The following is a 23,582-nucleotide window of genomic DNA, read 5'->3' as shown; positions in this document are numbered from 1 at the left end:
GCCTCCAGCGTAGGGCGGGGTGGGGCGGGGGCGCTTGACATCGCCCCGAAACGGAATGAACATTCATTCCGTGACACCCAGGAAGCCCGACCTCGACCGGCTGCTCATCGACGCCGCCATCGCGCTCTTCGCCGAACGCACCTTCGAAGGCACCCAGATGCCCGCGGTGGCGCAGCGCGCGGGCGTCGGCGTCGGCAGCATCTACCGCTACTTCCCGAGCAAGGAGGCGCTCGGCAACGCCGCCTTCCAGCACGCCAAGCGCGCCCTGCTCGACGCCCTGGCCGAGGCACTCGCCGAAGGCGGGCCCAGCGGCTCGATCCGTGGGGAGTTCGGCCGCTTCTGGCGCGGCTTCACCCGCTACGCGAGCGCCAACCCGGACGCCTTCGTCTTCCTGGAGCACCAGCAGCACGACACCTTCCTCGCGCCGGACAGCCGCGTCCTCGCCGAGGAGATCGACCGGATCGCCGCCGACTTCATCGAGCGCGGCCAGCAGGCCGGCGAGATCCGCGACGGCGACGCCGCCCAGCTCGTCGCCCTCGCCATCGGCGCCTTCACCGGGCTCGTCAAGCTCCAGCGCCCCGGCGGCCTCGACACCCTCCCCGCCGAGGACCTCGACCGCGCCGAAGCCGCCGTCTGGGACCTCCTGCACCGAAAGGCCACCCCATGACCCCCGCCGCATCGGCCGCACCGGCCGCACCGAACGCCTCGACCGTGCTGATCACCGGCTGCTCCTCCGGCATGGGCCGTGAGGCCGCGATCGCCCTGCACCGGCTCGGCCACCGGGTCGTCGCCACCGCCCGCCGTCCCGAGACCCTCGCCGACCTCGCCGCGCTCGGCATCACCACCCTGCCGCTGGACGTGACCGACGAGCAGTCGATGACCGCCGCCGTCGCCGCCGTCGAGGCCGAGCACGGACAGGTCGACGTGCTGATCAACAACGCCGCGTACGGGCTGCACCTGCCGGTCGAGTCGGCGACGCCCGAGGAGGTCCGGGCGCAGTTCGAGACCAACGTCTTCGGCGTGGTGCGGATGGCCCAGCTGGTGCTGCCCGGCATGCGGCGCGCCGGCCGCGGCCGGATCGTCAACATCTCCTCGATGGCCGGCCGCTTCTCGCCGCCCGGCGGCGCCTTCTACCACTCCAGCAAGCACGCCGTGGAGGCGATCAGCGACTCGCTGCGCCTGGAGGTCGCCCCGTTCGGCGTGGACGTCGTGGTCGTCCAGCCCGGCCCCACCATCACCGGCTTCGGCGCCACCGCCGTCGGCACCATGCACGGCGCCCCGGCCGCCGACGACCCGTACGGCAGCTTCCGCACCCGCCTCGCCGACATGTACGCCAACCGCGCCTTCACCCGACGCAGCGGCGCCGTCTCCGCCGAGACCGCCACCCGCGTGATCGTCCGCGCCGCGACGGCCGCCCGCCCCCGCGCCCGCTACGCCATCGGCGGCCTCGCCCGCGGCACCATGCTGGCCAAGCGCCTGCTGCCGGACGCCGCCTTCGACGCCATCATGCGCCGCAACTTCCCCCTCCCCGAGCCCGCCTGACACCCGGGGTCTCCCCCACGGTGCATGCCCGAACGAGAGATTCAGGCTCTCGCTTTCGGGTCACGTCGGATCAGCGCGCGGTGTCGGAGTGCGTGGCTCGGCGGTGCGGAGGAGGGAGTCCATGCGGAGCATCGGCGACCGACGACAAGCCGGCGAGGTGCGTGCTCCGGCGGCGGGCGCCCGGCGCGACCCGAAAGCGAGAGCCTAAACTCCTGCCATGGACGCCACCCCCAACGACCGGCTGGAACGGCTGGTCAGCCTCTCCGCCGGCAGCTACCTGCTGCTCACCACCTTCCGCAAGGACGGCACGCCGGTGCCGACGCCGGTGTGGGTGGTGCGCGACGGCGAGGCGCTCGGCGTGTGGACGGTGGCCGACTCGTGGAAGGTCCGGCGCATCCGCAACCGGGCCGACGTGACGGTCGGCCCGTGCGACGTGCGCGGCAACCCGACCGGTGAGTCGGTGCCCGCCGTCGCCGAGATCTGCACCGCCGAGCGGACCGCCGCGTACCGGACGCTGCTGCGCCAGAAGTACGGCCTGCTCGGCGTGCTGACCCTGCTCGGCAGCCGGATCCGTCGCGGCGAGCGCGGCACGGTGGGCATCCGGATCACCTTGACCTGAAGCGCCGCAAGCGCCGCACGGAAATTCGCGTGCGCCGCGCGGGAGCTCCGCGTTAGCGTGGAGGCATGAACATCGAGCGCGCTGCTGTGACGACGACGCCGGACCACGTCCCGGCGCGCTGACATCTGCTGTCCGAAGCCCCGGGGCGAGTGGCCCCGGGGCTTCGTGCTGCGTGCGGTCACCCGCCCCCGCCCGAAACGGTTGGGAGACCGCCATGAACGACCACCGCAAGCTCGGCCGCGAGCTGGAGCTGTTCGACACCGATCCGCTGATCGGGGCCGGACTTCCGTACTGGCTGCCGGACGGCGCCGCCGTCCGGCACGCCCTGGAGGAGTACGTCCGGGAGGCCGAACGCCGGGCCGGCTACCGGCACGTGTACTCGCCGGTGCTCGGCAAGCGCGAGCTGTACGAGATCTCCGGCCACTGGTCGCACTACAGCGAGGACATGTTCCCGCCGATGGACCTGGGCGGCGAGCAGGTGGTGCTGCGGCCGAGCCTCTGTCCGCACCACGCGGTCATCTTCCGTTCCCGCGGCCGCAGTTACCGGGATCTGCCACTGCGGATGGCCGAGCTGGGCGGCATGTTCCGGGCCGAACTCTCCGGCGTGCTCGGCGGGTTGACCCGGGTGCGGGCGATCCAGCTGAACGACGCGCACATCTTCTGTCGCCTCGACCAGGTCGCCGACGAGGTCCAATCCGCCCTGGAGCTGATCCGCGAGGCGCACCGGGCGCTCGGCATCGAGGCCGCCCGCTACCGGCTCTCGCTGCCCGGCAAGGGCGGCAAGTACGTGGCCGATCCCGAGCTGTGGCGCCGGGCGGGCGCGCTGCTGGTCCAGGTGCTGGAGGAGGCCGGCATCCCGTACGAGGAGGCGGGCGGCGAGGCAGCCTTCTACGGGCCGAAGATCGACGTGCAGGTGGTGGACGGGGCCGGACGCGAGTCCACCCTCTCCACCGTCCAGGTCGACTTCCACCAGCCGGCCCGGTTCGACCTCGGCTACATCGGCCCGGACGGCAAACGGCACCGGCCGGTGATGGTCCACCGGGCGGTCATCGGCAGCGTGGAGCGGGCCGTCGCCCACCTGATCGAGGTGCACGGCGGCGCCTTCCCCGCCTGGCTGGCCCCGGTCCAGGTGCTGGCGCTGCCGCTGTCCGAGGAACAACGGCCCGCCGCCGAGGCGCTGGTGCGCCGCTGCATCGGGGCCGGACTGCGCGCGGAGCTGGCCGGCCCCGAGCACGGCACCCTCGGCGCCCGCGTCCGCGCCGGCCGCCTGGTCCCGTACCAGGCCGTCATCGGCCCGGCCGAGGCCGCCGCCGACCAGGTCTCCCTCCGCCTGCGCGACGGCTCCCGCCTGCCGGCCCGCCCCACCGCCGAGGCGGTGGAGCAGGTCCTGGCGGGCGTCGCGGTCCGACCTTCCTGACCGCGGTCCGGGTCGGACGGCCGGGTCAGGCCTCCGGGTAGCGGCGGGGGGTCCAGACGACCTCGGTGCCGTTGTCGCGGGCGACGGCCTTGGTCTGGGAGGAGCCGATCAGCAGGAGGGTCCGCATGTCGACCTCGGCCGGGTCGAGGTCGGCGAGCCGGACGGTGCGGATCCGCTCGGTGGGCCCGCCGACGTCGCGGGCCATCACCACGGGGGTGTCGGGCGCGCGGTGTTCGAGCAGCAGGTCGCGGGCCAGGCCGACCTGGGTGGTGCGGGACTTCGAGCCCGGGTTGTAGAGGGCGAGCACCAGGTCGGCCTCGGCGGCGGCGCGCAGCCGGCGGGCGATGACGTCCCAGGGCTTGAGCCGGTCGGAGAGGGAGATGGTGGCGTAGTCGTGGCCGAGCGGCGCGCCGGCCCGGGAGGCGGCGGCGTGGGCGGCGGTCATGCCGGGCAGCACCCGGACCGGGACCTCGCGGTACGGGTCCGCGCAGGCCGCCTCCAGGACGGCGGTGGCCATCGCGAACACGCCGGGGTCGCCGGACGAGACCACGGCCACCCGCCGTCCGCGCCGGGCGAGGTCGAGGGCGAACTCGGCGCGCTCGGCCTCGACCTTGTTGTCCGAGCCGTGCCGGACCTGGCCGGGGCGGACCGGGACGCGGTCGAGGTACGTGGTGTAGCCGACCAGGTCGGTGGCGCGGGAGAGCGCGCCGCGGGCCTCGGGGGTGAGCCAGAGCGGCCCGGCCGGGCCGGTGCCGACCACGACCACGTCCCCGGCGGCCAGGGGCTCGACGGACTCGACGGCCCCGGGATTCTCGGCGGCAGCCGGCAGTTCGGCGTCCTCGCGCAGCACGGCGACCTTGCTGGGCAGCACCGCGACGGCGAAGTACGGCACGCTCTGCGGGTCCACGTCGGCCAGCGGCGCGGTGCGCTCGCCGTCCATGGTGGCCCGCTCGACGTACAGCGCGTCCTCCAGCCGGCCGGCCCGCTCCAGGGCGCGGCGGACGGCGGGGAAGGTACGCCCCAGCTTCATGATCACCGCGGAGTCGGCGGCGGCCAGCCGGGCGGTCAGCTCCTCCTCGGGCAGGGTGCCCGGGATGACGGTGAGCGCCTCCTCGGCCTCCACCAGCGGAGTGCCGAGCCGGGCGGCGGCGGCGCTGACCGAGGTCACGCCGGGCACCACCTCGGTCGGGTAGCGGTGCGCGAGGCGCTTGTGCATGTGCTGGTACGAGCCGTAGAACAGCGGGTCGCCCTCGGCAAGGACGACCACGTCGCGGCCGGCGTCCAGGTGGGCGGCCAGCCGCTCGGCGGCCTCCCGGTAGAAGTCGTCGAGGGCGCCGCGGTAGCCGCCGGGGTGGTCGGTGGTCTCCACGGTGATCGGGTAGACCAGCTTCTCCTCGATCTGGCCGCCGGTCAGGTAGCGCTCGGCGATCGAGCGGGCGATCGACCGCCCGTGCCGGGCGCTGTGGTACGCCACCACGTCGGCCTTGCCGATGAGTTCGGCGGCCCGGACGGTCACCAGCGAGGGGTCGCCGGGGCCGAGGCCGACCCCGTACAGTCGACCGGTCTGACGCTCCGTCACTCTTCTTCACTCGCAATCGCGTTGACGGCGGCGGCGGCCATCGCGCTGCCGCCGCGGCGGCCGCGCACCACCAGGTGCTCCAGGCCGGACGGGTGCTCGGCGAGCGCCTGCTTGGACTCGGCGGCGCCGATGAAGCCGACCGGCACGCCGATCACGGCGGCCGGGCGCGGGGCGCCGGCCTCGATCATCTCCAGCAGCCGGAACAGCGAGGTCGGCGCGTTGCCGACGGCCACCACGGCGCCCTCCAGGCGGGGCAGCCACAGCTCCATCGCGGCGGCGCTGCGGGTGTTGCCCATCTTCCGCGCCAGCTCGGGGACGGCCGGGTCGGTGAGGGTGCAGAGCACCTCGTTGTCGGCCGGCAGCCGCTTGCGGGTGACGCCGCTGGCCACCATGTTGACGTCGCACAGGATCGGCGCACCGGCGTGCAGCGCCTTGCGCGCGGAGGCGACCACGCCGGGCGAGTACACCAGGTCCTCGACCAGGTCGGTCATGCCGCAGGCGTGGATCATCCGCACCGCGACCTGGGAGACGTCCGCAGGCAGCGCGGCCAGGTCGGCCTCGGCCCGGATGGTGGCAAAGGACTGCCGGTAGATGGCCGCGCCGTCCTTCTCGTACTCGATCAATTCGCCCTCCGCGCCTGGGCGACCGCCTCGGCCGCCGCTCGTCCCGTCACATCCAGCGGCGACCCGCCGGTCACCGTCACCCGGTAGCCCTGCCCGGTCGCCAGCACATCCACCCACCGTCCGGACGGACGGCCGCAGCGGCGCTCGCACCCCGACCAGTGCACCGGGAGCAGCCCCGGCCTGCCGGCCCGTACCTGCGGCGCGTCCGGTGCGCCGTCCAGGGCCCGGGCCGCGTCGGCCCGGACGTCCGCCAGCGACTTGCCGCACCCCGGCAGGCCGGTGCACGCCGTCGCCCGCTCCCACGCCGTACCGGACGCGGTCCGCAAGCCGGCCGCCGCGAGCGGCTCCAGCCACCGGGCCTGCGCCCCGGGCAGCACCGCGCCCCGCCAGGGCGTCAGCCGCACCTCGCCGGCCGACGCCTCGGCCAGCAGCCGCCACTGCGCCGCGCTCGCCCGGCCGAACCGCACGCCGAGCGACAGCCCGCCGGGCAGCACGCCGAGCGGCGGGTTCGGGTCGGCGGCGGGCGGCGGCAGCGGACGGGTGCCCGGCGGCAGCAGGTCGGGGATCTCGCGGGCGTGCCACGCCCGGCCGGCGGCCGCGTCCAGCACGGTGCGGGCCGCCTCCAGTGCGGCGGCCACCGGGTCGGCGACCGGCGTGCCCAGTTCGGCCCGGCCGTAGCGGAGCAGCGCCCCGCCGTCCGGGCCTGCGATCAACGTCACATCGGCGTTCAGCGAGGCCACGTCGCCGCGGCCGTCGTCCAGCGCGAACAGGAACTTGCCGGACAGACCCGCCGCCCACGTGCTCGCGCACAGCCGTACGTCCAGCTCGCGCACCCACGCCCGGACGTCCGCGCGGCCGATGCCGTCCAGACCGGCGAGCGGGGAGGCGACGATGTTGCGGACCCGCTCGTGGGTGTCGGAGGGCAGCAGGCCGGCGGCGCGCAGCCGCGCCGCGAGCTCCGCGTCGCAGTCCGAACGCAGGCCGCGCAGTTGCACGTTGCCGCGGGAGGTGGTCTCGAGCGCGCCGTCCCCGAGTGCCTCGGCGGCGTCCGCCAGGGCCAGCGCCTGACCTGCCGTCAGCAGCCCGCCGGGCAGCCGTACGCGGGCGAGCGCGCCGTCGTCGGCCGCGTGCAGGCGCAGCGCCCCGGGGCAGGCGTCCGCACGCCCTCGATCGGGCACCGCGGAGCCCGCCGCGATGGCGTCGGGTGTGGGTGGCATGGCCGCGAGCATACAGATTGTCCGACCACCCGCCCCCGTCCCGTACATCACACTCCCCAGCTCAACCCCCGCGCGCCCGCACACCCCGGCGCACCGCCCCGCCCCCGCACCCCGGGCGCACGCCCATCAGAACTGTCCCGCCACCGAGACCCGTACCCGCAAGCCGCCGCCGCGCAGCGGCCTCCGCAGGTCAGCCCACGGCGCCGTCTGCGACGTCACACTCCCCCGCCCCCGCCGCACCCCGTACGATGCTGCCCGGGTGGGCCTGTCGGCCTGCCCGAACGCCAGCGACGGCACAGCGGAGGAAACCGGTGCAAACCCGGTGCGGTCCCGCCACTGTGACCTCGGCTCATGGGAGCCGGGGGAGCCAGGAACTCCGGCCGTCCTCCACCAGCCCGGGGCGCGGACCCCGAGGAAGGCCTGACTGCTATGCGCTGTCGCATGCCCGCGTTCGTGGCTGTGCCCGTGCCTGTGCCCGTTGACGAGGCCGGGAGGGCCTTCGCATGATCCTGCTGCTGTCGACGTCCGACACCGACCTGTTGAGCGCCCGTGCCTCGCAGGGCCCGGTCCCGTTCCGGCTCGGCAATCCCGCCCGGCTGTCCGCCGAGGACCTGCCGGCGCTGACCGAGGGAACGGACCTGGTGGTGGTGCGCCTGCTGGGCGGCCGCCGGGCCTGGGAGGAGGGGCTGGACGCGCTGCTGGCGGGCCCGCGCCCGGTGGTGGTGCTGACGGGTGAGCAGGCGCCGGACGCCCAGCTGATGGAGCTGTCGACGGTGCCGGCGGGCATCGCGGCCGAGGCGCACGCGTACCTGGCGCACGGCGGTCCGGCCAACCTGGCCGAGCTGGGCGCGTTCCTGTCCGACACGGTGCTGCTGACCGGCCACGGCTTCGCTCCGCCCGCCTCGGCCCCGGCGTGGGGCCCGCTGGAGCGGACGGCCCGGAACACCTCGGGTCCGATCGTCGCGGTGCTGTACTACCGGGCGCACCACATGAGCGGGAACACCGCGTTCGTGGAGGCGCTCTGCTCGGCGCTGGAGGACCAGGGCGCCCGTCCGGTGCCGATCTTCTGCGCGTCGCTGCGCGGGGCGGAGCCGGAGCTGCTGGCGGAGCTGGCGCAGGCGGACGCGATCGTCACCACGGTGCTGGCGGCGGGCGGCACCCGCCCGGCGGACGCCCAGGCCGGCGGTGACGAGGAGGCGTGGGACGCGGGGGCGCTGGCGGCGCTGGACCGTCCGATCCTCCAGGCGCTGTGCCTGACCTGGTCGCGGGCGCAGTGGGAGGCCAGCGACGACGGCCTGTCCCCGCTGGACACCGCGACGCAGGTGGCGGTACCGGAGTTCGACGGCCGGCTGATCACGGTGCCGTTCTCGTTCAAGGAGCTGGACGAGGACGGGCTGACCGTCTACAACGCCGATCCGGAGCGGGCCGCCCGGGTGGCTGGCATCGCGGTGGCGCACGCGCGGCTGCGGCACACCCCGGCGGCCGAGCGCCGGCTGGCGCTGGTGCTCTCCGCGTACCCGACCAAGCACGCCCGGGTGGGCAACGCGGTCGGCCTGGACACCCCGGCGAGCGCGGTCCGGCTGCTGACCCGGCTGCGCGCCGAGGGCATGGACCTGGGCACCGACCTGCCCGGGCTGGACACCGAAACCGACGGCGAGGGTCACGAGGGCGACGCCCTGATCCACGCGCTGATCGAGGCGGGCGGCTACGACCAGGCGTGGCTGACGGAGGAGCAGCTGTCCCGCAACCCGGTGCGGATCCCGGCGGCGGACTACCGCCGCTGGTACGCGACGCTGCCGGCCCAGCTGCGCGAGCAGGTCGAGGAGCACTGGGGCCCGGCGCCGGGCGAGCTGTACGTGGACCGTTCGCAGAACCCGGACGGCGACATCGTGCTGGCCGGGATCCGCTCCGGGAACCTGCTGGTGCTGATCCAGCCGCCGCGCGGTTTCGGCGAGAACCCGGTGGCGATCTACCACGACCCGGACCTGCCGCCCTCGCACCACTACCTGGCGGCCTACCGCTGGATCGCCGCGGACCGCGAGGACGGCGGCTTCGGCGCGCACGCCGTGGTCCACCTGGGCAAGCACGGCAACCTGGAGTGGCTGCCGGGCAAGACGGCGGCGCTGTCCGCCTCCTGCGGTCCGGACGCGGTGCTGGGCGACCTGCCGCTGGTCTACCCGTTCCTGGTGAACGACCCGGGCGAGGGCACCCAGGCCAAGCGCCGCGCGCACGCGACGCTGGTCGACCACCTGGTGCCGCCGATGGCGCGGGCCGACTCCTACGGCGACATCGCACGCCTGGAGCAGCTGCTGGACGAGCACTCCAACATCGCGGCGATGGACCCGGCGAAGCTGCCGGCGATCCGGGCGCAGATCTGGACGCTGATCCAGGCCGCCCGCCTCGACCACGACCTGGGCCTGGACGAGCGCCCGGAGGACGACGGCTTCGACGACTTCCTGCTGCACGTGGACGGCTGGCTGTGCGAGGTGAAGGACGCGCAGATCCGGGACGGCCTGCACGTGCTCGGCCAGGCGCCGGCCGGCACCGACCGGGTCAACATCGTGCTGGCGATCCTGCGCGCCCGGCAGATCTGGGGCGGCGTGAGCGCGCTTCCGGGTCTGCGCGAGGCGCTGGGCCTGGACGAGTCGGCGCCGACCCTGGCTGCCACCGACGCGGCCGAGGCGCAGGCCCGGGCGCTGGTCGAGGCGATGGAGGCCGAGGACTGGGCGCCGGAGGCGGTGGAGAAGGTGGCGGCCGGACATGCGGCCGCCGTCGCCGAGGTGCTGGACTTCGCCGCCCGCCAGGTGGTGCCGCGGCTGGCCGCCACCACCGACGAGCTGGACGCGGTGCTGCACGCGCTGAACGGCGGTTTCGTCGAGGCGGGCCCGTCGGGTTCGCCGCTGCGCGGTCTGGTCAACGTGCTGCCGACCGGCCGCAACTTCTACTCGGTCGACCCGAAGGCGGTGCCGTCCAAGCTCGCCTGGGAGACCGGCCAGGCGCTGGCCGCCTCGCTCGTCGAGCGCTACCGGGCGGACAACGACGGCGCGTACCCGCCGTCGGTGGGCCTGTCGCTGTGGGGCACCAGCGCGATGCGCACCGCCGGTGACGACATCGCCGAGGCGTTCGCGCTGCTCGGCATCCGCCCGGTGTGGGACGACGCCTCGCGCCGGGTGACCGGTCTGGAGCCGATCCCGCTCGCGGAGCTGGGCCGGCCCCGGATCGACGTCACGCTGCGCATCTCCGGCTTCTTCCGGGACGCCTTCCCGCACGTGGTGGCGCTGCTGGACGACGCGGTCCGGCTCGCGGCCCGCCAGGAGGAGGACGGCGCGGAGAACTTCGTCCGCGCCCACGTGCAGGCCGACCTGGCGGTGCACGGCGACGAGCGGCGGGCCACCGTCCGGGTGTTCGGCTCCCGTCCGGGCACGTACGGCGCCGGTCTGCTGCAGCTGATCGACAGCCGGGACTGGCGCACCGACGCCGACCTGGCCGAGGTCTACACGGTGTGGGGCGGCTACGCCTACGGCCGGGAGCTGAACGGCCGCCCGGCGCGGGAGGAGATGGAGAGCGCGTACAAGCGGATCACCGTCGCCGCGAAGAACACCGACACCCGCGAGCACGACATCGCCGACTCGGACGACTACTTCCAGTACCACGGCGGCATGGTGGCCACCGTCCGGGCGCTGACCGGGAAGAACCCGGCCGCGTACATCGGCGACTCGACCCGTCCGGAGACGGTGCGCACCCGCACCCTCACCGAGGAGGCGGCCCGGGTGTTCCGCGCCCGGGTGGTCAACCCGCGGTGGATGGAGGCGATGCGCCGGCACGGCTACAAGGGCGCCTTCGAGATGGCGGCGACCGTCGACTACCTGTTCGGCTACGACGCCACCACCGGCGTGGTCGCCGACTGGATGTACGAGAAGCTGACCCAGGAGTACGTGCTCGACGAGACCAACCGGGAGTTCCTGACCGGCGCCAACCCGTGGGCGCTGCACGGCATCAGCGAGCGCCTGCTGGAGGCGGCCGAGCGCGGGATGTGGGCCGAGCCGGACCCGCAGCTGCTCGACGCGCTGCGCCAGGCCTACCTGGAGACCGAGGGCGACCTCGAGGGCGAGTGACCGGACAGCCCCGGGGGCGGCCGTTCCTCCCCGGGGCTGATCCTCCCCGCACCCGGTTGACCGCGGCCGCCCGGCGTTCCGGCGCCGGATCGTCCCTGGTCACCCGCGGGTGCTCGCACACGACACGTCGCGGGCGGACAATCTCCGCATGACGCTGCGCTCAGCACTCGGCCGACCCGCCCGGTACGCCTCGCTCGCCGCCGGCGCGCTGCCGGTGCTCGCCTTCCCGGGGGTGGGCTGGGCGTGGTCCGCCTGGGTCTGCCTGGTGCCGGGGCTGCTGCTGATGCGGCAGGCCCCGGACCGCCGGGAGGCGGCGGTGCGCGGCTGGTGGTTCGGTGCGGGCTTCATCCTGGTGGCGATGTACTGGCTGATCCCGTCGATCGGCCCGGGGCTGCTGCTGCTCGCGCTGCTGTTCGGCGCGCTGCAGGCACCGTTCGGGTACGCGGCCCACCTGCTGCTGGCCCCGCCGGTGGACGTGCGGCGGGCGGCGGCCGCGCTGGTGGTGCTGCCGTCGGTGTGGCTGGCGGCCGAGTTCGCCCGGTCCTGGCACGCGCTGGGCGGGCCGTGGGCGCTGCTGGGCGCGAGCCAGTGGCAGCACCCGGCGGTCCTGGGGCTGGCCTCGGTGGGCGGGGTGTGGCTGGTGTCGGCGGCGCTGGTGGCGGCCAACACCGCGGTGGCGCTGCTGTGCACCGTACGGGTGCCGCGGGTGCGGCTCACCGCGCTGGCAGCGCTGACCGCGAGCGTGGCCGGCGGGCCGCTGCTGTTCGCGCTGCAGTCGCCGCCGGCGGCCGCCGGCTCGGCCGAGGTGGCGCTGGTCCAGGCGGGCCAGACCGCGGACGAGAGCGCCCGGCTGGACGCCAATGTGCGGATCACCCGCGGCCTGACCGGGCCGGTGGACCTGGTGGTGTGGGGCGAGAGCAGCACCACCGCCGACCTGGACCGCGACCGGCCGACCCTGGACCGGCTGCGCGCCCTGTCCGCCGCCACCGGCGCCCAGCTGCTGGTCGGCGAGGACGCCCGCAAGGCGGACGGGCGGATCTCCAAGGACGCCGTGCTGATCGACCCGGCCGGGGTGGCGGCCCGCTACCGGAAGATCCGGCTGGTCCCGTTCGGCGAGTACATCCCGCTGCGCCCGGTGCTCGGCTGGATCGCCGGGGTCAGTGCCGCCGCCGGCGAGAACCGGGCGCCCGGCGCGGCCTTCCACCTGCTGCCGGTGACCGATCGGGACGGCCGCCCGCTGCCGGTCGGTGCGCTGATCTGCTTCGAGTCGGCGTTCCCCGACATGTCCCGGGCGGCCGCGGCGGACGGCGCCCGGATGCTGGTCTACCAGTCGTCCACCTCGACCTTCCAGTCCACCTGGGCCCCGGCCCAGCACGCCTCGCTGGGCGCGATCCGGGCCGCCGAGACCGGCCGGCCGGTGGTGCAGGCGGCGCTGACCGGCGAGTCGGTGGCGTACGACCGCCAGGGGCGCCGGCTGGTCCGGCTGACCACCGGCGACACCGGCGCGGCGACCGTGCGGGTGGACCTGGCGGCGCCGGGCGCGCGCACCTGGTACGTCCGCCTCGGCGACTGGGTGCCGCTGACCGCGGTCGGGATCACCGCGCTGGCCGGCGGCGCCGTCCTCGGCGCCCGCGCCCGCCGCGCCCGGACCGACGCGGCGGCGCGGGAGCGGCCCGCCCCGGAGCGCTCCGGGGCGGGCCGGCGCTGAGGCCCGCAGGACCTGCGGCGGCGCTCAGCCCTGCGGGTCGGCCACGTGGATGCCGAACGCCGCGCCCTGCGGGTCGCGCAGCACCGAGAGCCGGGGTCCGTCCGGCACGTCGGTGGGCGGCAGGCTGACGGTGGCGCCGAGGACGGCGGCCCGCTCGGCGGTGACGTCGACGTCGGCGACGGCGAAGTAGGGCATCCAGTACGGCGGGACGTCGGCCGGGAACTGGTCGCTCATGTCGAGCATGCCGCCGAAGTCGTGCCCGGCGATGCCCCACTGGGTGTACATCTCGCCGATGGTCACGCTCCAGCCGAACACCCGGTGGTAGAACTCGCGGGCGCCGGCGGTGTCCCGGGTGGCGAGCTCGATCCAGCCCAGCGATCCCGGCTCGTCGATCAGCTGGGCGCCGGCGAAGGAGCGGCCCTGCCAGAGGCCGAACACCGCGCCCGACGGGTCGGCGGCGACGGCGAACCGGCCCCAGTCCAGCGCCTCCATCGGTTCGACGATCAGGCTGCCGCCGGCCGCCCTGACCGCCGCGGCGCCGGCGTCCGCGTCGGTGCTGGCGAAGGAGATGGTCCAGGCGGTGGGCTGGTCGGGCTGCATAAGGCCGACCAGCCCGGCGACCGCCGCGTCCCCGGCGTACAGGTTGGTGTAGCCCATGGCCTTCTCGTCCGGCACGGTCTCGGGCCGCCAGCCGAACAGCTCGTGGTAGAACGCCTTGGCCGCCACCGGGTCCTTGGTGCTCAGCTCGACCCAGCAGGGCGCGTTGACGGTCGGAGAGGTGATCTTCACGGCTCAGCTCACTTCCAGGATCAGTTTGCCGCGGGCGTGGCCCGACTCGACCGCGGCCATCGCCTCGGCCGCGTGCGCCAGGGGGTAGGTCGCGGTGATCTGGGGGTCGAACTTGCCGGCCGCGACCAGGTCGGCCAGCACGGTGAGCACCGCGCCGGTGCCATCCCGCCGGACGTATCCGCCGCCGAGCTCCTCGGCGGTCGCCGGATCGACGGTGGAGACCAGTTTGGAGCGGTCCGTCAGCACTCCGGCCACCGCGCGGACGGCCTCGCCGCCGACCAGGTCGAGGATGCCGTCCACCCCGTCCGGCGCGGCGGCGGCGACCCGCTCGCCGACGCCCTCGCCGTAGCGCACCGGGGTGGCACCGAGCGCCTCGACGTGGGCGCGGCTGTGCTCGCCGGCGGTGCCGAGCACCCGTAGGCCCTGCTCCCGGGCGAGCTGGGCGGCGGCGCTGCCGACGCCGCCGGCGATGCCGAGGATCAGCAGGGTCCGGCCGGGGTCGAGGTCGAGCTGGCGCACCGCGTCGTACGCGGTGGCGGCGGCCACCGGCAGGGCGGCGGCCTGGGCGAAGGTCACTCCGCCGGGCTTGTGGGCGGCACCCTCGGCGGCGAGCAGGGTGTGTTCGGCGAAGGCGCCGACCGGGGTGGTGCCGAACACCGCGTCGCCGACCGCGAAGCCGCTGACGCCGGGGCCGACGGCCCGGACCACACCGGCGGCCTCGCTGCCCAGCACGGCGGGCAGGTCGTCGCCGGTGCCGAACATGCCGCGGCGCTTCTTCCAGTCGGCCGGGTTGACGCCGGCCGCGCGGACGGCGATCAGCAGGGTGCCGGGGCCTGGCTCGGGAGCGGGTCGGTCGAGGAACTCCTGGTTCTCCGGTCCGCCGTACGCCACGAAACCGAACGCCTTGGACATGCCGCCGTCCCCTCGCCTCTCGCTTGCCTGTCCTGCCCAGCTTGGCCCGGTACCGGTGGGTAACGCGGGGCTGGTGAGCCGAACGGGGCCAGGGTTGTTCAAATTGGAACAAAGGTGTAGCGTCTGACCCGGCACGATCGGTTCGAATTTGAACCACGACGCGGACCACTCACGCGCACCACGGAGGTCGGGAATGACGAACACCGAGACCAGCCGGACGATTCCCGGCGCCGCCACCGTCCGCTCGCGCGTCCGCATCCCGCTGACCTTCGGCGACGGGTACCGGGTCGAGGCGGAGGTCTTCACCTTCCACGGGCTGGCCGACGGCGCCGAGCACCTGGCGCTCGCCCTGGGCGAGCCGGCGACCGGCACGGTGCCCCTGGTCCGGCTGCACTCGGAGTGCCTCACCGGCGACGTGTTCGGCTCCGACCGCTGCGACTGCGGCCCACAGCTGCGCGAGTCGGTGGAGCGGATCGCCGAGACCGGCGGGTACCTGCTCTACCTGCGCCAGGAGGGCCGCGGCATCGGCCTCTACAACAAGCTGGACGCCTACGCCCTCCAGGACGCCGGGCTGGACACCTACCAGGCCAACACCGCGCTCGGCCTGCCCGAGGACGGCCGCGACTACACCGCGGCCGCCCAGATGCTCACCACCCTCGGCGCCGGCGCCGTCCGGCTGCTCAGCAACAACCCGGACAAGGCCGCCCAGCTGGCCGCGCTCGGCATCGAGATCGCCGAGCGGGTGCCCACCGGCGTGCACGTCTCGGAGAGCAACGTCCGCTACCTGCGCGCCAAGGTCGAGCACACCGGGCACTCGATCCCGCTGGCCCGGCTGGTGGGCTGACCTGCTGCTCGTCGGGCCCCGCGGCGACCGCGGGGCCCGCTCGTTGTCAGACTCCGCGCTGGACGCGCAGGCCCCGGCAGCGCCAGGAGAGCCGGGTGGCGTCCGCCCGGGGCCTGCGGTGGCCCCACTGGCCGCCCGCGACCGACAGGTTGACGATGATCCAGGCCCGCCAGGTCGGGCCCACGCCCCGGCCGTCGGCGTACACCTCGCGGCCGTCGACCGTCCAGCGGACCGAGTCGGTGCCGAACCGGCAGCCGATGGTGAACCACTGCCCCGGGGTGACCAGGCCGTCCAGGTAGCCCGGGTCGCCGGGGCGGACGTGGTTGCTCAGCTCCAGCATCCGCGGGTGGTCGTCGTGGTACTCGAAGACGTCCACCTCGCCGTGGCCGGGCTGGGGACGGCCCGCGGAGACGTCCCGCCCCCAGGTCCACAGCGCCGGCCAGACGCCCTGGGTGGCGGACAGCAGGCACTGCGCCTCCAGCAGGTCGCCGGGCCGCAGCTCGAAGCCGCCCTGGGTGCCCTCGGTGGTGACCAGCGGGGTCTTCCAGCGGCGCGAGCTCTCCCGGACCGCGGTGAACAGGTCGCCGTCGGGACCGTAGCCGCGCACCAGGTGGTCCAGCTTGTTGTCGTCGGGGTTGAGGCCGCTCGGCGGGTACGCGGAGGTGGTGCCGGCCGCCCACTGGGTGCGGTCGGAGAACGGGGCGTCGAAGACCACGACGGGTCCGGACGGCTCGGGGGCGGGGTCGGTCGGCGGCAGTGTCTCGGTCACCGGGCACACTCCTCGGTCGCGCGGCGGTACAGCCCGGACATACCCGCACGGATCGTGTCCTGACCGTCCGTCCGCCGGCGCGTGGAAGCAGAAGCGCCCGCCCCCTCACGCCGGAGCGTGAGAGGGCGGGCGCGGACGCGGATGCGCCGTCAGTGCACGGTCAGTGCTGCCAGACGCGCACGTAGTCGACCTGCATGTCGGCCGGGGTCACGGTCGGGTTGCCGCTGGAGACCGCGTTGTTGAGGATCACGTACTGCGGGGAGGAGGAGATCCCGCTGGTGATCTGACCCACCTTCACACCGTCGTAGTAGTACGTGACGGAGCCCGGCTCCCAGTCGGCGCCGAAGGTGTGCCAACCGCTGAAGTTGCCGCCGGCGCAGCCGCCGGGGCCGCCGGAGGGCGAGTGGTAGTGGTAGCAGGCCTGACCGCTCAGGCCCTCCATGATGTCCATCTCACCGTCGGCCGGCCAGCTCTGGCCGTCGGTCCAGAAGGCCGGCCAGTTGGCGACCTGGCTGCCGGACGGCGGCAGGTAGATCCGGGCCTCGAAGGCGCCGTAGGTGAACTGGGCCTTGCCGTTGCTCTGCACCATGCCGCTGCGGTACGGGTAGGTGGTGCCGTTCACGGTGGTCGCCTGGTTGACCGCGGTCAGGTGCAGGCTGCCGCCGCTGACGGTGGCCTGGGAGGGGGCGTAGGCGCCGGACTCGGCGCCGTTCACCGGCGGGGTGGTGCAGGTGGCGCAGCCCAGCCAGTTGGCGGTCCACTTCGAGGAGTCGACCGAGGTGGCGTTGAACTCGTCACCCCACACCGAGCGCCAGCTGCCGGGGATGCCCACCGGGCCGGTGCCGGAGGCCGGCGCCGCGGTGGACGGGGCGGCGGTCGGCGTCGGCGCGGCGGTGGTCGGCGCAGCCGTGGTCGGGGCGGCCGTGGGGGTCGGCTTGGCGGTGGTCGGCGCGGCCGTGGGGGTGGGCGCGGCGGTGGTCGGCGCGGCCGTGGTCGGCGTGGCCGACGGCGCCGGGGTGGCGGCCGAGGCCGGGCCCGAGGTGAAGGTCTTCACCGGGTTGAGGTTGTGCCAGACGTTGTTGGTCTCGTACGCGACGAAGACCTTGTACGTCCCGGCGGGGAAGGTGCGCCCCTCGGGGGTGAAGGTCTGCTGCTTGGTGCCGAGCGTCCCGGCGACGGCGCCGCGGAAGTCGTAGTTGCTGCCGTCCGCGCCGCGGACCGCGACGGTCAGGGCTTGGACGGAGACCGACCGGGCCGCGTGCAGCTTGGCGGTGGCGGTCACGGTGGCGTTGGCGTCCGGCGAGGACGGGGTGAGCGACAGCGAGTCGACCACGACGGGCTCGGCGGCGCGGGCCGGGCCGGCCCAGGCGGCGGCGCCGGTGCCGATCGCGGCGAGCGAGAGGCCGAAGGCGGCGAGGCGGACCTTGCCGGGGTGGCTGACACGTCGGTGCTTGGAGTGTCTGGGCATGGCGTGGGGGTTTCCTTCCTACCCCCCCGACGGACCAGGGCCGGTCCCCCGTGGGAGAGGGATCGACCCGCGACGTCGAGGAGCCTGCGGGAAGGAACGGCCGGGACGCAAGCTTCGAGCACCGCCGGCGACCCCGCCGATCGGCGCGTACACGTCCAAAATCCCTGGTGGGATTGGTCGGCGCCGCCCCGCTGTGACGTCCCGCACAGCCGGGTTTCACAACGCCCATAACGGGCAAAAAGGAACCTCGCCCGAACGGAGTCGGACGAGGACGAGGACGGGACGAGGGGTGCGTAAGCGCCCGAAGCGTACGGTCAGCCGCGGCGGTGCACGGCCCGGCGCAGCCGGTCGGCCACGGTGGTGCCGAACCAGCCCAGTTCCACGGCGGCCGGCACCGGGTCGTCGCGGCAGAGCCAGGCCCGCTCGGTGGAGCGCCGCGGGGCGAGGTCGCGGGGCAGCGCCCGGTGGCGCCACGCCCACGCCCCGGCGGAGACCGCGTCCAGCTGGCCCACGCCGTAGCTGCGCAGCAGCTGGGGGCCGGCCGGCACGGCGCGCCCGGTCAGCGACAGGTGCAGGGCCCGCACCACGTCCACGCCGTCCGCGGTCTCGAAGAGGCGGAACTGCGCACCCGTCCGCGGGTTGAAGTCGAGCAGGTTGTAGCGACCGGTGCGCAGGTCGAGCCGCCAGTCCAGGTCGGCAACGCCGCAGTAGCCGATCGCCCGGCAGAGCCGGACGGCCAGTTCGGCCAGGCCGGGATCGGGCAGCGCCCTGGCCCGGGTGGTCACCCCGGCGCCGGGCGGCCAGGACCGCAGCTTCAGCCCGGTGAAGACCACCAGCGGCTCGCCGCCCGGTCCGCAGCACAGATGGGTGACCCAGTCCTGGGCGTGCTCGGACGGCAGGTACTCCTGGACCAGCACGGACGGGGCGGTGTCGCGGTCCCAGGCCCCGGGCGGGCAGTGGGCCAGCAGCTCGGCCTCGTCCCGGACCACCGCGGTGGCGCCGACCACCGGACGGCGCAGCCGGGTGAACGGTTCGAGGTTCTTCAGGACCAGCGGATAGCCCAGCTCGGCGACCAGGGCGTGCAGCTCGTCGACGCAGCGGGGCACCCCGCAGCGCGGCGCGGGGATCCCGTGCTCCGCGCAGATCCGGCTGAGCTCCCCCTTGCTGGCCAGCCGGCGCGGCAGCGACGGCGCCACCGGCGGGAGCAGGAAGTGCTCGGAGAGCTCCGCGGCGTGCTCGGCCAGCAGCACGCCGGCCTCGTCGTCGGTCGGCACCGCCACGGTCGGCCGCCCGATCTCCCGGCCGATCTCCAGCAGCCGCGCGAGCAGCTCCTCCTCTCCGGTCCGGTCACTCCGATAGCCGAACCGCCCGGCCAGGTAGCGGGAGGCCGCGGCCGGGGTGAGGCCGCGCTCGGTCATCGCGTACACCGGCACGCCGACCCGTCCGAGGGTGCGGATCACGCCCAGGCCGCCGTGGTGCTGGGGGTAGCTGCCCACCTTGACCACCAGCGCGGGGACCTCGGTGTCCAGGGCCGGGCGTGCCCTGCGGGTGGAGCGGACGCATTCTGGACGGGGGGCCTCGCAGCCAAGGAGGACGCCGGATGTCACCTCGTCACCCGTTCCCGCCCCGTCGGCCCGCCGACCGGTCCGCTCGCCGTTCCCGGAGCCGGTCATGACCGGCGGGGCCGCCGTACCGGTCACCGTCATCGGCGCCGGACCGTACGGCCTCGCGGTCGCCGCCCACTTGAAGGCCCGGAACCTGCCGGTCCGTGTGCTGGGCGCCCCCATGGACGGATGGCGTTCGTGCATGCCGGTGGGAATGTTCCTGAAGTCCACGCCTTCCGCCTCCTCGATCTCCGACCCGCATGCCCGGTTCCGGCTGGCCGACTTCCGTGCGGCCACCGGTCGTGAGAACCACGGTGACCTGTACCCCGTGTCCATCGCCGAGTTCATCGACTACGGCTCCTGGTTCCAGCAGAACTGCGTCCCCGAGGTGGAGCAACTCGTCGTGCTGCGGGTCGAGGGGACCCGCGAGGGCTTCCGGCTGACCCTGGACTCCGGGGAGACGTTCACCAGCCGCGCGGTGGTGCTGGCCACCGGGCTGCGGCCGTACGCCCGCACGCCGCGGCTGCTGGAGCCGCTGGTCCGCGAGTCGCTGGCCTCGCACACCGTCGACCACCGCGACCTGTCGGTGTTCGCGGGGCGCCGGGTCGCGGTGATCGGCGCCGGGCAGTCGGCGCTGGAGAGCGCCGCGCTGCTGCACGAGGCCGGGGCCGAGCCCACGGTGCTGGTCCGCGCCGACCGGGTGCGGTTCGGGTCCCCGCCGACCACCGACGTCGACCGGGACCGCCCGGTCTCCGACCGGCTGGTCAAGCCGGGTTCGCCGCTCGGCCCGGGCTGGTCGCTGTTCGCGTTCAGCCGCGCTCCCGGCGCGTTCCGGCACCTGCCCGACCGGAGCCGGGTCCACTTCGTACGGACCGTGCTGGGGCCCTCGGGCGCCTGGTGGCTGCGGCCGCGGGTGGACGGCAAGTTCCCGGTGCTGACCGGCCACTCGGTCGAGCAGGCGGAGCGCAAGGGCGACGGCGTACTGCTGCGCCTGCGCGGCGCGACCCGGGAGCTGGAGGTGGACCACGTGCTGGCCGCGACCGGGTACCAGGTGGACGTGGCCCGCCTCGACCTGCTGGACCCGGCGGTGGAGCGGGCGCTGCGCCGGACCCCGGCGGGCTCGCCGCGGCTCTCCGCCACCTTCGAGTCCTCGGTCCCGGGCCTGTACTTCGCCGGGCTCTCCGCCGCGGACACCTTCGGCCCGGTGATGCGCTTCGTCGCGGGCACCGGCTTCGCGGCGGGCCGGATCAGCGGCGCGGTCGCCGGCGGCCGGCACTGACCATGCGCGTCCGGGCGGTGGGCGCCGGGCTCCTGGCGCCGCTCCTGGTCCTCGCCTCGGCCTGCGGCGGGGGTGCGGGCAGCGCCTCCCCCGGTCCGGCGCGCTCCGCCGGGACGCCCGGACCGCAGTCCGCGGGCCCGGCCGCCCCCGGCCCGTGGCACCTGGTGTTCGGCGACGACTTCGACGGCCATGCGCTGGATCCGGCGAAGTGGACGACCTGCTACGACTGGAACAACGGCGGCTGCACCAACGCGGGCAACCACGAGCTCCAGTGGTACCGGCCCGAGCAGGTCACCGTCGGCGGCGGCACGGCCACGCTCACCGCGCAGCGCCGGGCGACCGTCGGCGGCGACGGCCGGACCTACCCCTGGACCTCCGGCATGATCTCCACCGGCCGGGACTCCTGGGACGCCGCCCCGCGGCACGTCTTCACCTACGGCTACGTCGAGGCCTCGGTCCGCATGCCCGGCGGCGACGGCATGTTCCCGGCGTTCTGGCTGATGCCGGAGAGCCGCAGGGTGCCGCCCGAGATCGACGCGGGCGAGCTGATCGGCACCTCCCAGTACCTCCAGATGACCCTGCACTGGGCCGGCCCCGACGGCGCCGACCTGCATCAGGACGCGCACTGGGGACCGGTGGACTTCCCGTCCGCCTTCCACACCCTGGCGGTGGACTGGGAGCCCGACGCCCTCACCTGGTACGTCGACGGGGTCGAGCGCTACCGGGTCGCCGACACCTCGAAGATCCCGGCCGTGCCGATGGAGGTGCTCCTCACGCTGGCCGTCGGCTACCCCGCCGCTCCGCCGGACGGGGTGGACTCGGCGCGCCTCGACGTGGACCGGGTGCGGGTCTGGCAGCACTGAACTCACCGCTCCTCCCGGATCTGCGGCCCGCCGGGCGGGGTGCCGAAGGCCGCCCTGGCCCGCCGGTACATCCGCCAGGCCCTGGTGCGCACGCTCTCCGGCATCGGGGCGGCCGGCGCACCCCGGCCGCGGGTCCACTCGGCGAAGCGCTCGGCGCTGGTGTCGGCCATGACCATCAGCCGGGCGATCCGCAGCGGCTCGTCGGCCGGGGAGCTGAGCGCGTTGCGCACCGCCGCGGCCGAGGAGTAGCCGGCCTCGGCGACCTTGCGCCGGACCGCCGCGCTGGAGTAGCCGTGCGGGTAGGCGAAGGAGTGGATCTGGTGGCTGACCGCGTCCTCCAGTTGCTTCTTGCTGTCCACGATCTCGTCGTGCAGCCGGGCGGCCGGCAGGGTGTCGAGCTGGGGGTGGGTCCTGGTGTGGCCGCCGATCTCGACGCCCAGCGCGTCCAGGGTGGTGACCTGCCGCCAGTTCAGCATCTGGGCCGGCGGGAGGGCGCTGCCGCTGGGCGGGCCGCCCGGCGGGTGGATGGCTCCGGTGGTCACGTAGAGCGTGGCCGGGAGGCCCTTCTCGCTGAGCACGGGCGCCACGGTCCAGTAGAAGTCGGCGAAGCCGTCGTCGAAGGTCAGGACGCAGGACCTGTCCGGTACCGGTGGCCCCCCGCGTAGAGCGGAGACCAGCTGCCTCAGCGGGATGATGGTCAGCCCGCTCGCGGCGATCTGGGCGAGCTGTGCCGAGAAGGTGTTCGGGGTGACCGTGAACGGGGCGATCCAGGAGGGCGGGTCGGTGGACACCGAGTGGTACAGGAAGACGGGCACGACGGTCATGACTTCTCTCCTCAGCTTGCGGTCCTCGGCGGTCCCCGGTTGTCAGTGCTGCCAGACCCCGACCCAGGCGACCTGAAGGCTCGTCCGGTCCACCGAGTCGGGCGGCGCGGCCTGGAAGCCCACGGCGAGGTCGAGCACCAGCTCCATCGGCACGTCCGGGACGAGGGACGGGTCGTCCATCCGGTAGCGCTCGACGCCGTCGACGTACCAGGTGACCGCGTCGGGCTCCCAGTCCATGGCGAAGACGTGGTAGCCGCCGGCGAAGTCCGCGGGACCGTACCTGGTGCCGTCGTGGACGTCCTCGCCGGCCGCGGAGCGCCAGTGCAGGTGCAGGTCCACGGCCTGGTTGGAGTGGATGAACTCGGCGATGTCGAGTTCGGGCGGGGTGGCGCGCGAGTCGGCGGGGATGAGCCAGAACGCGGGGAACATCCCGGCGGGGTCGGCCGGCGCCTTGATGGCCGCGGCGTAGTAGCCGTAGGTGAAGGTGTGCCGGGGCGTGCCGTTCCAGCTGTCGCGGCCGGTGGTGACCATGCCGGACGTCCACGGGTAGGTGTGGCCGTCGCCGCCCTGGGTGGCCCGGCGGTCGGCGGTGAGGGTCAGCGCGCCGTCGCCCACGTGCACCTGACCGGGCCGGTACCACTCGAGCTCGTGGTTGCCGGCGTTGGTGCAGCCGCCGTCGTTCCAGTCGTAGCAGGTGGCCCAGTCCGCACGGTTCAGCGCGGTGCCGTCGAAGTCGTCACGGAAGACCGGGTGCCAGGCTCCGGGCAGCGCGGGGAGGTCCGGGAGCCGGTCGGCGGGCGGCAGGTCGGCGGCCGCCGGCGGCCGCGAGCCGGCCGCCGACAGGGTCCGTCCGGTGGCGTTGGTGCAGGCGGTGACGGCGAGCACCAGCAGGAGGACCGGCGGGTAAACGCCGATCCGGCGCGCGGCACGGCCGGCCGGTCCGTGCGGGCCGGTGCGGGCGGCCGGTCCCTGCGGGCCGGTGCCGGCGGCCGGGGACGGCCCGCCGGGGGCGGGCTCGGCCGCCACCGGGCCCGGGCGCCGCCGCGGCGGCGTCAGGGCGAGCACGGTGGTGAGCACGGCGAGGACCAGCACGGCCCGGGTGGGGGTGAACCGGTGGGTCAGCAGCAGGGCCTCGGCGGTCACGGTGGCGGCGGCGGCACTGACCGCGAGGGCGAGGGCGGCGGCCGCGACGTGCTGCGACCAGCGGGCGTAGCGGGCCGGGGCGAGGCCGGCGACGCCGACCGCCGCGGCCCCCGGTCCCAGCAGGACGAAGCCGGTCACCACGACGACCCGCAGCGGGTTGGCGGGCGGCAGCGCGGTGGCGGCCAGTGCGGCCCAGCCGGAGAGGGCGAGCGCGGTGCGCGCCCGGGTCGGGGCGATTGCCCTGAGTCGTCCGTTCATCGCCGACCA

General features: G+C 75.0%; 19 protein-coding genes and 1 riboswitch. Of the genes, 9 read left to right on the top strand and 10 right to left on the bottom strand.

Annotated elements, in window-relative coordinates; genetic code table 11:
- Nucleotides 1–70: 70 nt before the first annotated feature.
- The 4 genes from FHR36_RS08790 to thrS all read left to right on the top strand — a co-directional run bounded on the left by FHR36_RS08790 (nucleotide 71) and on the right by thrS (nucleotide 3,578).
- Nucleotides 71–667, top strand: coding sequence for a TetR/AcrR family transcriptional regulator (locus FHR36_RS08790; RefSeq protein WP_253795420.1), 597 nt, complete (start codon nucleotides 71–73; stop codon nucleotides 665–667).
- The gene (locus FHR36_RS08785) at nucleotides 664–1,542 is read left to right on the top strand and encodes an SDR family NAD(P)-dependent oxidoreductase (RefSeq protein WP_253795419.1); all 879 of its coding nucleotides are present in this window, start codon (nucleotides 664–666) and stop codon (nucleotides 1,540–1,542) included. The genes FHR36_RS08790 and FHR36_RS08785 overlap by 4 nt, the downstream gene beginning before the upstream one ends.
- 217 nt (nucleotides 1,543–1,759) lie before the next feature.
- Entirely contained in the window at nucleotides 1,760–2,161 is a 402-nt protein-coding gene (locus FHR36_RS08780) for a PPOX class F420-dependent oxidoreductase (protein WP_253795418.1), read from the top strand.
- 214 nt (nucleotides 2,162–2,375) lie between these two features.
- Nucleotides 2,376–3,578 carry a threonine--tRNA ligase gene (thrS, locus tag FHR36_RS08775; protein WP_253795417.1) on the top strand — a complete coding sequence of 401 codons (1,203 nt, stop codon included), beginning with the start codon at nucleotides 2,376–2,378 and terminating at the stop codon, nucleotides 3,576–3,578.
- A gap of 25 nt (nucleotides 3,579–3,603) precedes the next feature.
- On the opposite strand, the gene FHR36_RS08770 is transcribed toward thrS, so the two are convergent.
- Genes FHR36_RS08770 through FHR36_RS08760 form a run of 3 tightly spaced genes read right to left on the bottom strand, consistent with a single transcriptional unit; the run spans nucleotide 3,604 to nucleotide 7,009 of the window.
- On the bottom strand, nucleotides 3,604–5,157 hold the full coding sequence (locus FHR36_RS08770; RefSeq protein WP_253795415.1) for a precorrin-2 C(20)-methyltransferase: 1,554 nt from the start codon (nucleotides 5,155–5,157) through the stop codon (nucleotides 3,604–3,606).
- A complete protein-coding gene (locus FHR36_RS08765) occupies nucleotides 5,154–5,780 on the bottom strand; it encodes a precorrin-8X methylmutase (protein WP_253795413.1) in 627 nt (208 codons plus the stop codon). Before FHR36_RS08765 ends, FHR36_RS08770 begins: the two co-directional genes overlap by 4 nt.
- Nucleotides 5,777–7,009, bottom strand: a complete 1,233-nt coding sequence (locus FHR36_RS08760) for a ferredoxin-like domain-containing protein (RefSeq protein ID WP_407660808.1) — start codon at nucleotides 7,007–7,009, stop codon at nucleotides 5,777–5,779. Before FHR36_RS08760 ends, FHR36_RS08765 begins: the two co-directional genes overlap by 4 nt.
- A 232-nt stretch (nucleotides 7,010–7,241) precedes the next feature.
- Nucleotides 7,242–7,396: riboswitch (cobalamin riboswitch) on the top strand.
- Between the two features lie 104 nt (nucleotides 7,397–7,500).
- Here FHR36_RS08760 and cobN point away from each other — a divergent pair.
- Together cobN and lnt are read left to right on the top strand one after the other, a co-directional pair.
- Nucleotides 7,501–11,112, top strand: a complete 3,612-nt coding sequence (gene cobN, locus FHR36_RS08755; RefSeq protein WP_253795408.1) for a cobaltochelatase subunit CobN — start codon at nucleotides 7,501–7,503, stop codon at nucleotides 11,110–11,112.
- Between the two features lie 148 nt (nucleotides 11,113–11,260).
- The gene (lnt, locus tag FHR36_RS08750) at nucleotides 11,261–12,820 is read left to right on the top strand and encodes an apolipoprotein N-acyltransferase (RefSeq protein WP_253795406.1); all 1,560 of its coding nucleotides are present in this window, start codon (nucleotides 11,261–11,263) and stop codon (nucleotides 12,818–12,820) included.
- Between the two features lie 24 nt (nucleotides 12,821–12,844).
- Here lnt and FHR36_RS08745 read toward each other — a convergent pair whose 3' ends face one another.
- Nucleotides 12,845–13,609 (bottom strand): VOC family protein, encoded by a 765-nt coding sequence (locus FHR36_RS08745; RefSeq protein WP_253795404.1) that lies wholly within the window; start codon nucleotides 13,607–13,609, stop codon nucleotides 12,845–12,847.
- A gap of 3 nt (nucleotides 13,610–13,612) precedes the next feature.
- On the bottom strand, nucleotides 13,613–14,521 hold the full coding sequence (locus FHR36_RS08740; protein ID WP_253795403.1) for an NADP-dependent oxidoreductase: 909 nt from the start codon (nucleotides 14,519–14,521) through the stop codon (nucleotides 13,613–13,615).
- Between the two features lie 193 nt (nucleotides 14,522–14,714).
- Between FHR36_RS08740 and FHR36_RS08735 the strand changes: the two genes are divergently transcribed.
- Entirely contained in the window at nucleotides 14,715–15,365 is a 651-nt protein-coding gene (locus tag FHR36_RS08735) for a GTP cyclohydrolase II (RefSeq protein ID WP_253795402.1), read from the top strand.
- 46 nt (nucleotides 15,366–15,411) lie between these two features.
- On the opposite strand, the gene FHR36_RS08730 is transcribed toward FHR36_RS08735, so the two are convergent.
- The 3 genes from FHR36_RS08730 to FHR36_RS08720 all read right to left on the bottom strand — a co-directional run bounded on the left by FHR36_RS08730 (nucleotide 15,412) and on the right by FHR36_RS08720 (nucleotide 19,308).
- On the bottom strand, nucleotides 15,412–16,134 hold the full coding sequence (locus tag FHR36_RS08730; protein ID WP_253795401.1) for a beta-glucanase: 723 nt from the start codon (nucleotides 16,132–16,134) through the stop codon (nucleotides 15,412–15,414).
- Between the two features lie 160 nt (nucleotides 16,135–16,294).
- Entirely contained in the window at nucleotides 16,295–17,602 is a 1,308-nt protein-coding gene (locus FHR36_RS08725) for a glycoside hydrolase family 16 protein (protein WP_253795400.1), read from the bottom strand.
- 314 nt (nucleotides 17,603–17,916) lie between these two features.
- The gene (locus tag FHR36_RS08720) at nucleotides 17,917–19,308 is read right to left on the bottom strand and encodes a carboxylate--amine ligase (RefSeq protein ID WP_253795399.1); all 1,392 of its coding nucleotides are present in this window, start codon (nucleotides 19,306–19,308) and stop codon (nucleotides 17,917–17,919) included.
- On the opposite strand from FHR36_RS08720, the gene FHR36_RS08715 reads away from it, so the two are divergent.
- Nucleotides 19,274–20,485, top strand: a complete 1,212-nt coding sequence (locus tag FHR36_RS08715; RefSeq protein WP_253795398.1) for an NAD(P)/FAD-dependent oxidoreductase — start codon at nucleotides 19,274–19,276, stop codon at nucleotides 20,483–20,485. The two genes, FHR36_RS08720 and FHR36_RS08715, sit on opposite strands and share 35 nt — an antisense overlap.
- A gap of 17 nt (nucleotides 20,486–20,502) precedes the next feature.
- Complete coding sequence (locus FHR36_RS08710) at nucleotides 20,503–21,348, top strand: glycoside hydrolase family 16 protein (RefSeq protein WP_253795397.1); 846 nt, start codon at nucleotides 20,503–20,505, stop codon at nucleotides 21,346–21,348.
- 2 nt (nucleotides 21,349–21,350) lie between these two features.
- Here FHR36_RS08710 and FHR36_RS08705 read toward each other — a convergent pair whose 3' ends face one another.
- Both FHR36_RS08705 and FHR36_RS39225 read right to left on the bottom strand, forming a co-directional pair.
- Nucleotides 21,351–22,172 (bottom strand): polysaccharide deacetylase family protein, encoded by an 822-nt coding sequence (locus FHR36_RS08705; RefSeq protein ID WP_253795396.1) that lies wholly within the window; start codon nucleotides 22,170–22,172, stop codon nucleotides 21,351–21,353.
- 42 nt (nucleotides 22,173–22,214) lie between these two features.
- Entirely contained in the window at nucleotides 22,215–23,573 is a 1,359-nt protein-coding gene (locus FHR36_RS39225) for a glycoside hydrolase family 16 protein (protein WP_301329963.1), read from the bottom strand.
- Between the last annotated feature and the right edge of the window lie 9 nt (nucleotides 23,574–23,582).

Source organism: Kitasatospora cinereorecta (assembly GCF_024172095.1).
Taxonomy (GTDB): Bacteria; Actinomycetota; Actinomycetes; order Streptomycetales; family Streptomycetaceae; genus Kitasatospora; species Kitasatospora cinereorecta.
The sequence above is the reverse complement of the archived record's forward strand: the minus strand, read 5'-3'. Positions and strand labels throughout refer to the sequence as shown.

Bases quoted from the DNA above. Each gene is read 5' to 3' on its own strand.
- FHR36_RS08705 (WP_253795396.1), bottom strand. From the start codon at position 22,172: ATGACCGTCGTGCCCGTCTTCCTGTACCACTCGGTGTCCACCGACCCG.
- FHR36_RS08715 (WP_253795398.1), top strand. From the start codon at position 19,274: ATGACCGGCGGGGCCGCCGTACCGGTCACCGTCATCGGCGCCGGACCG.
- FHR36_RS08720 (WP_253795399.1), bottom strand. From the start codon at position 19,308: ATGACGGTGACCGGTACGGCGGCCCCGCCGGTCATGACCGGCTCCGGG.
- FHR36_RS08735 (WP_253795402.1), top strand. From the start codon at position 14,715: ATGACGAACACCGAGACCAGCCGGACGATTCCCGGCGCCGCCACCGTC.
- FHR36_RS08785 (WP_253795419.1), top strand. From the start codon at position 664: ATGACCCCCGCCGCATCGGCCGCACCGGCCGCACCGAACGCCTCGACC.
- FHR36_RS08725 (WP_253795400.1), bottom strand. From the start codon at position 17,602: ATGCCCAGACACTCCAAGCACCGACGTGTCAGCCACCCCGGCAAGGTC.
- cobN (WP_253795408.1), top strand. From the start codon at position 7,501: ATGATCCTGCTGCTGTCGACGTCCGACACCGACCTGTTGAGCGCCCGT.
- thrS (WP_253795417.1), top strand. From the start codon at position 2,376: ATGAACGACCACCGCAAGCTCGGCCGCGAGCTGGAGCTGTTCGACACC.
- lnt (WP_253795406.1), top strand. From the start codon at position 11,261: ATGACGCTGCGCTCAGCACTCGGCCGACCCGCCCGGTACGCCTCGCTC.
- FHR36_RS08780 (WP_253795418.1), top strand. From the start codon at position 1,760: ATGGACGCCACCCCCAACGACCGGCTGGAACGGCTGGTCAGCCTCTCC.
- FHR36_RS39225 (WP_301329963.1), bottom strand. From the start codon at position 23,573: ATGAACGGACGACTCAGGGCAATCGCCCCGACCCGGGCGCGCACCGCG.
- FHR36_RS08740 (WP_253795403.1), bottom strand. From the start codon at position 14,521: ATGTCCAAGGCGTTCGGTTTCGTGGCGTACGGCGGACCGGAGAACCAG.
- FHR36_RS08760 (WP_407660808.1), bottom strand. From the start codon at position 7,009: ATGCTCGCGGCCATGCCACCCACACCCGACGCCATCGCGGCGGGCTCC.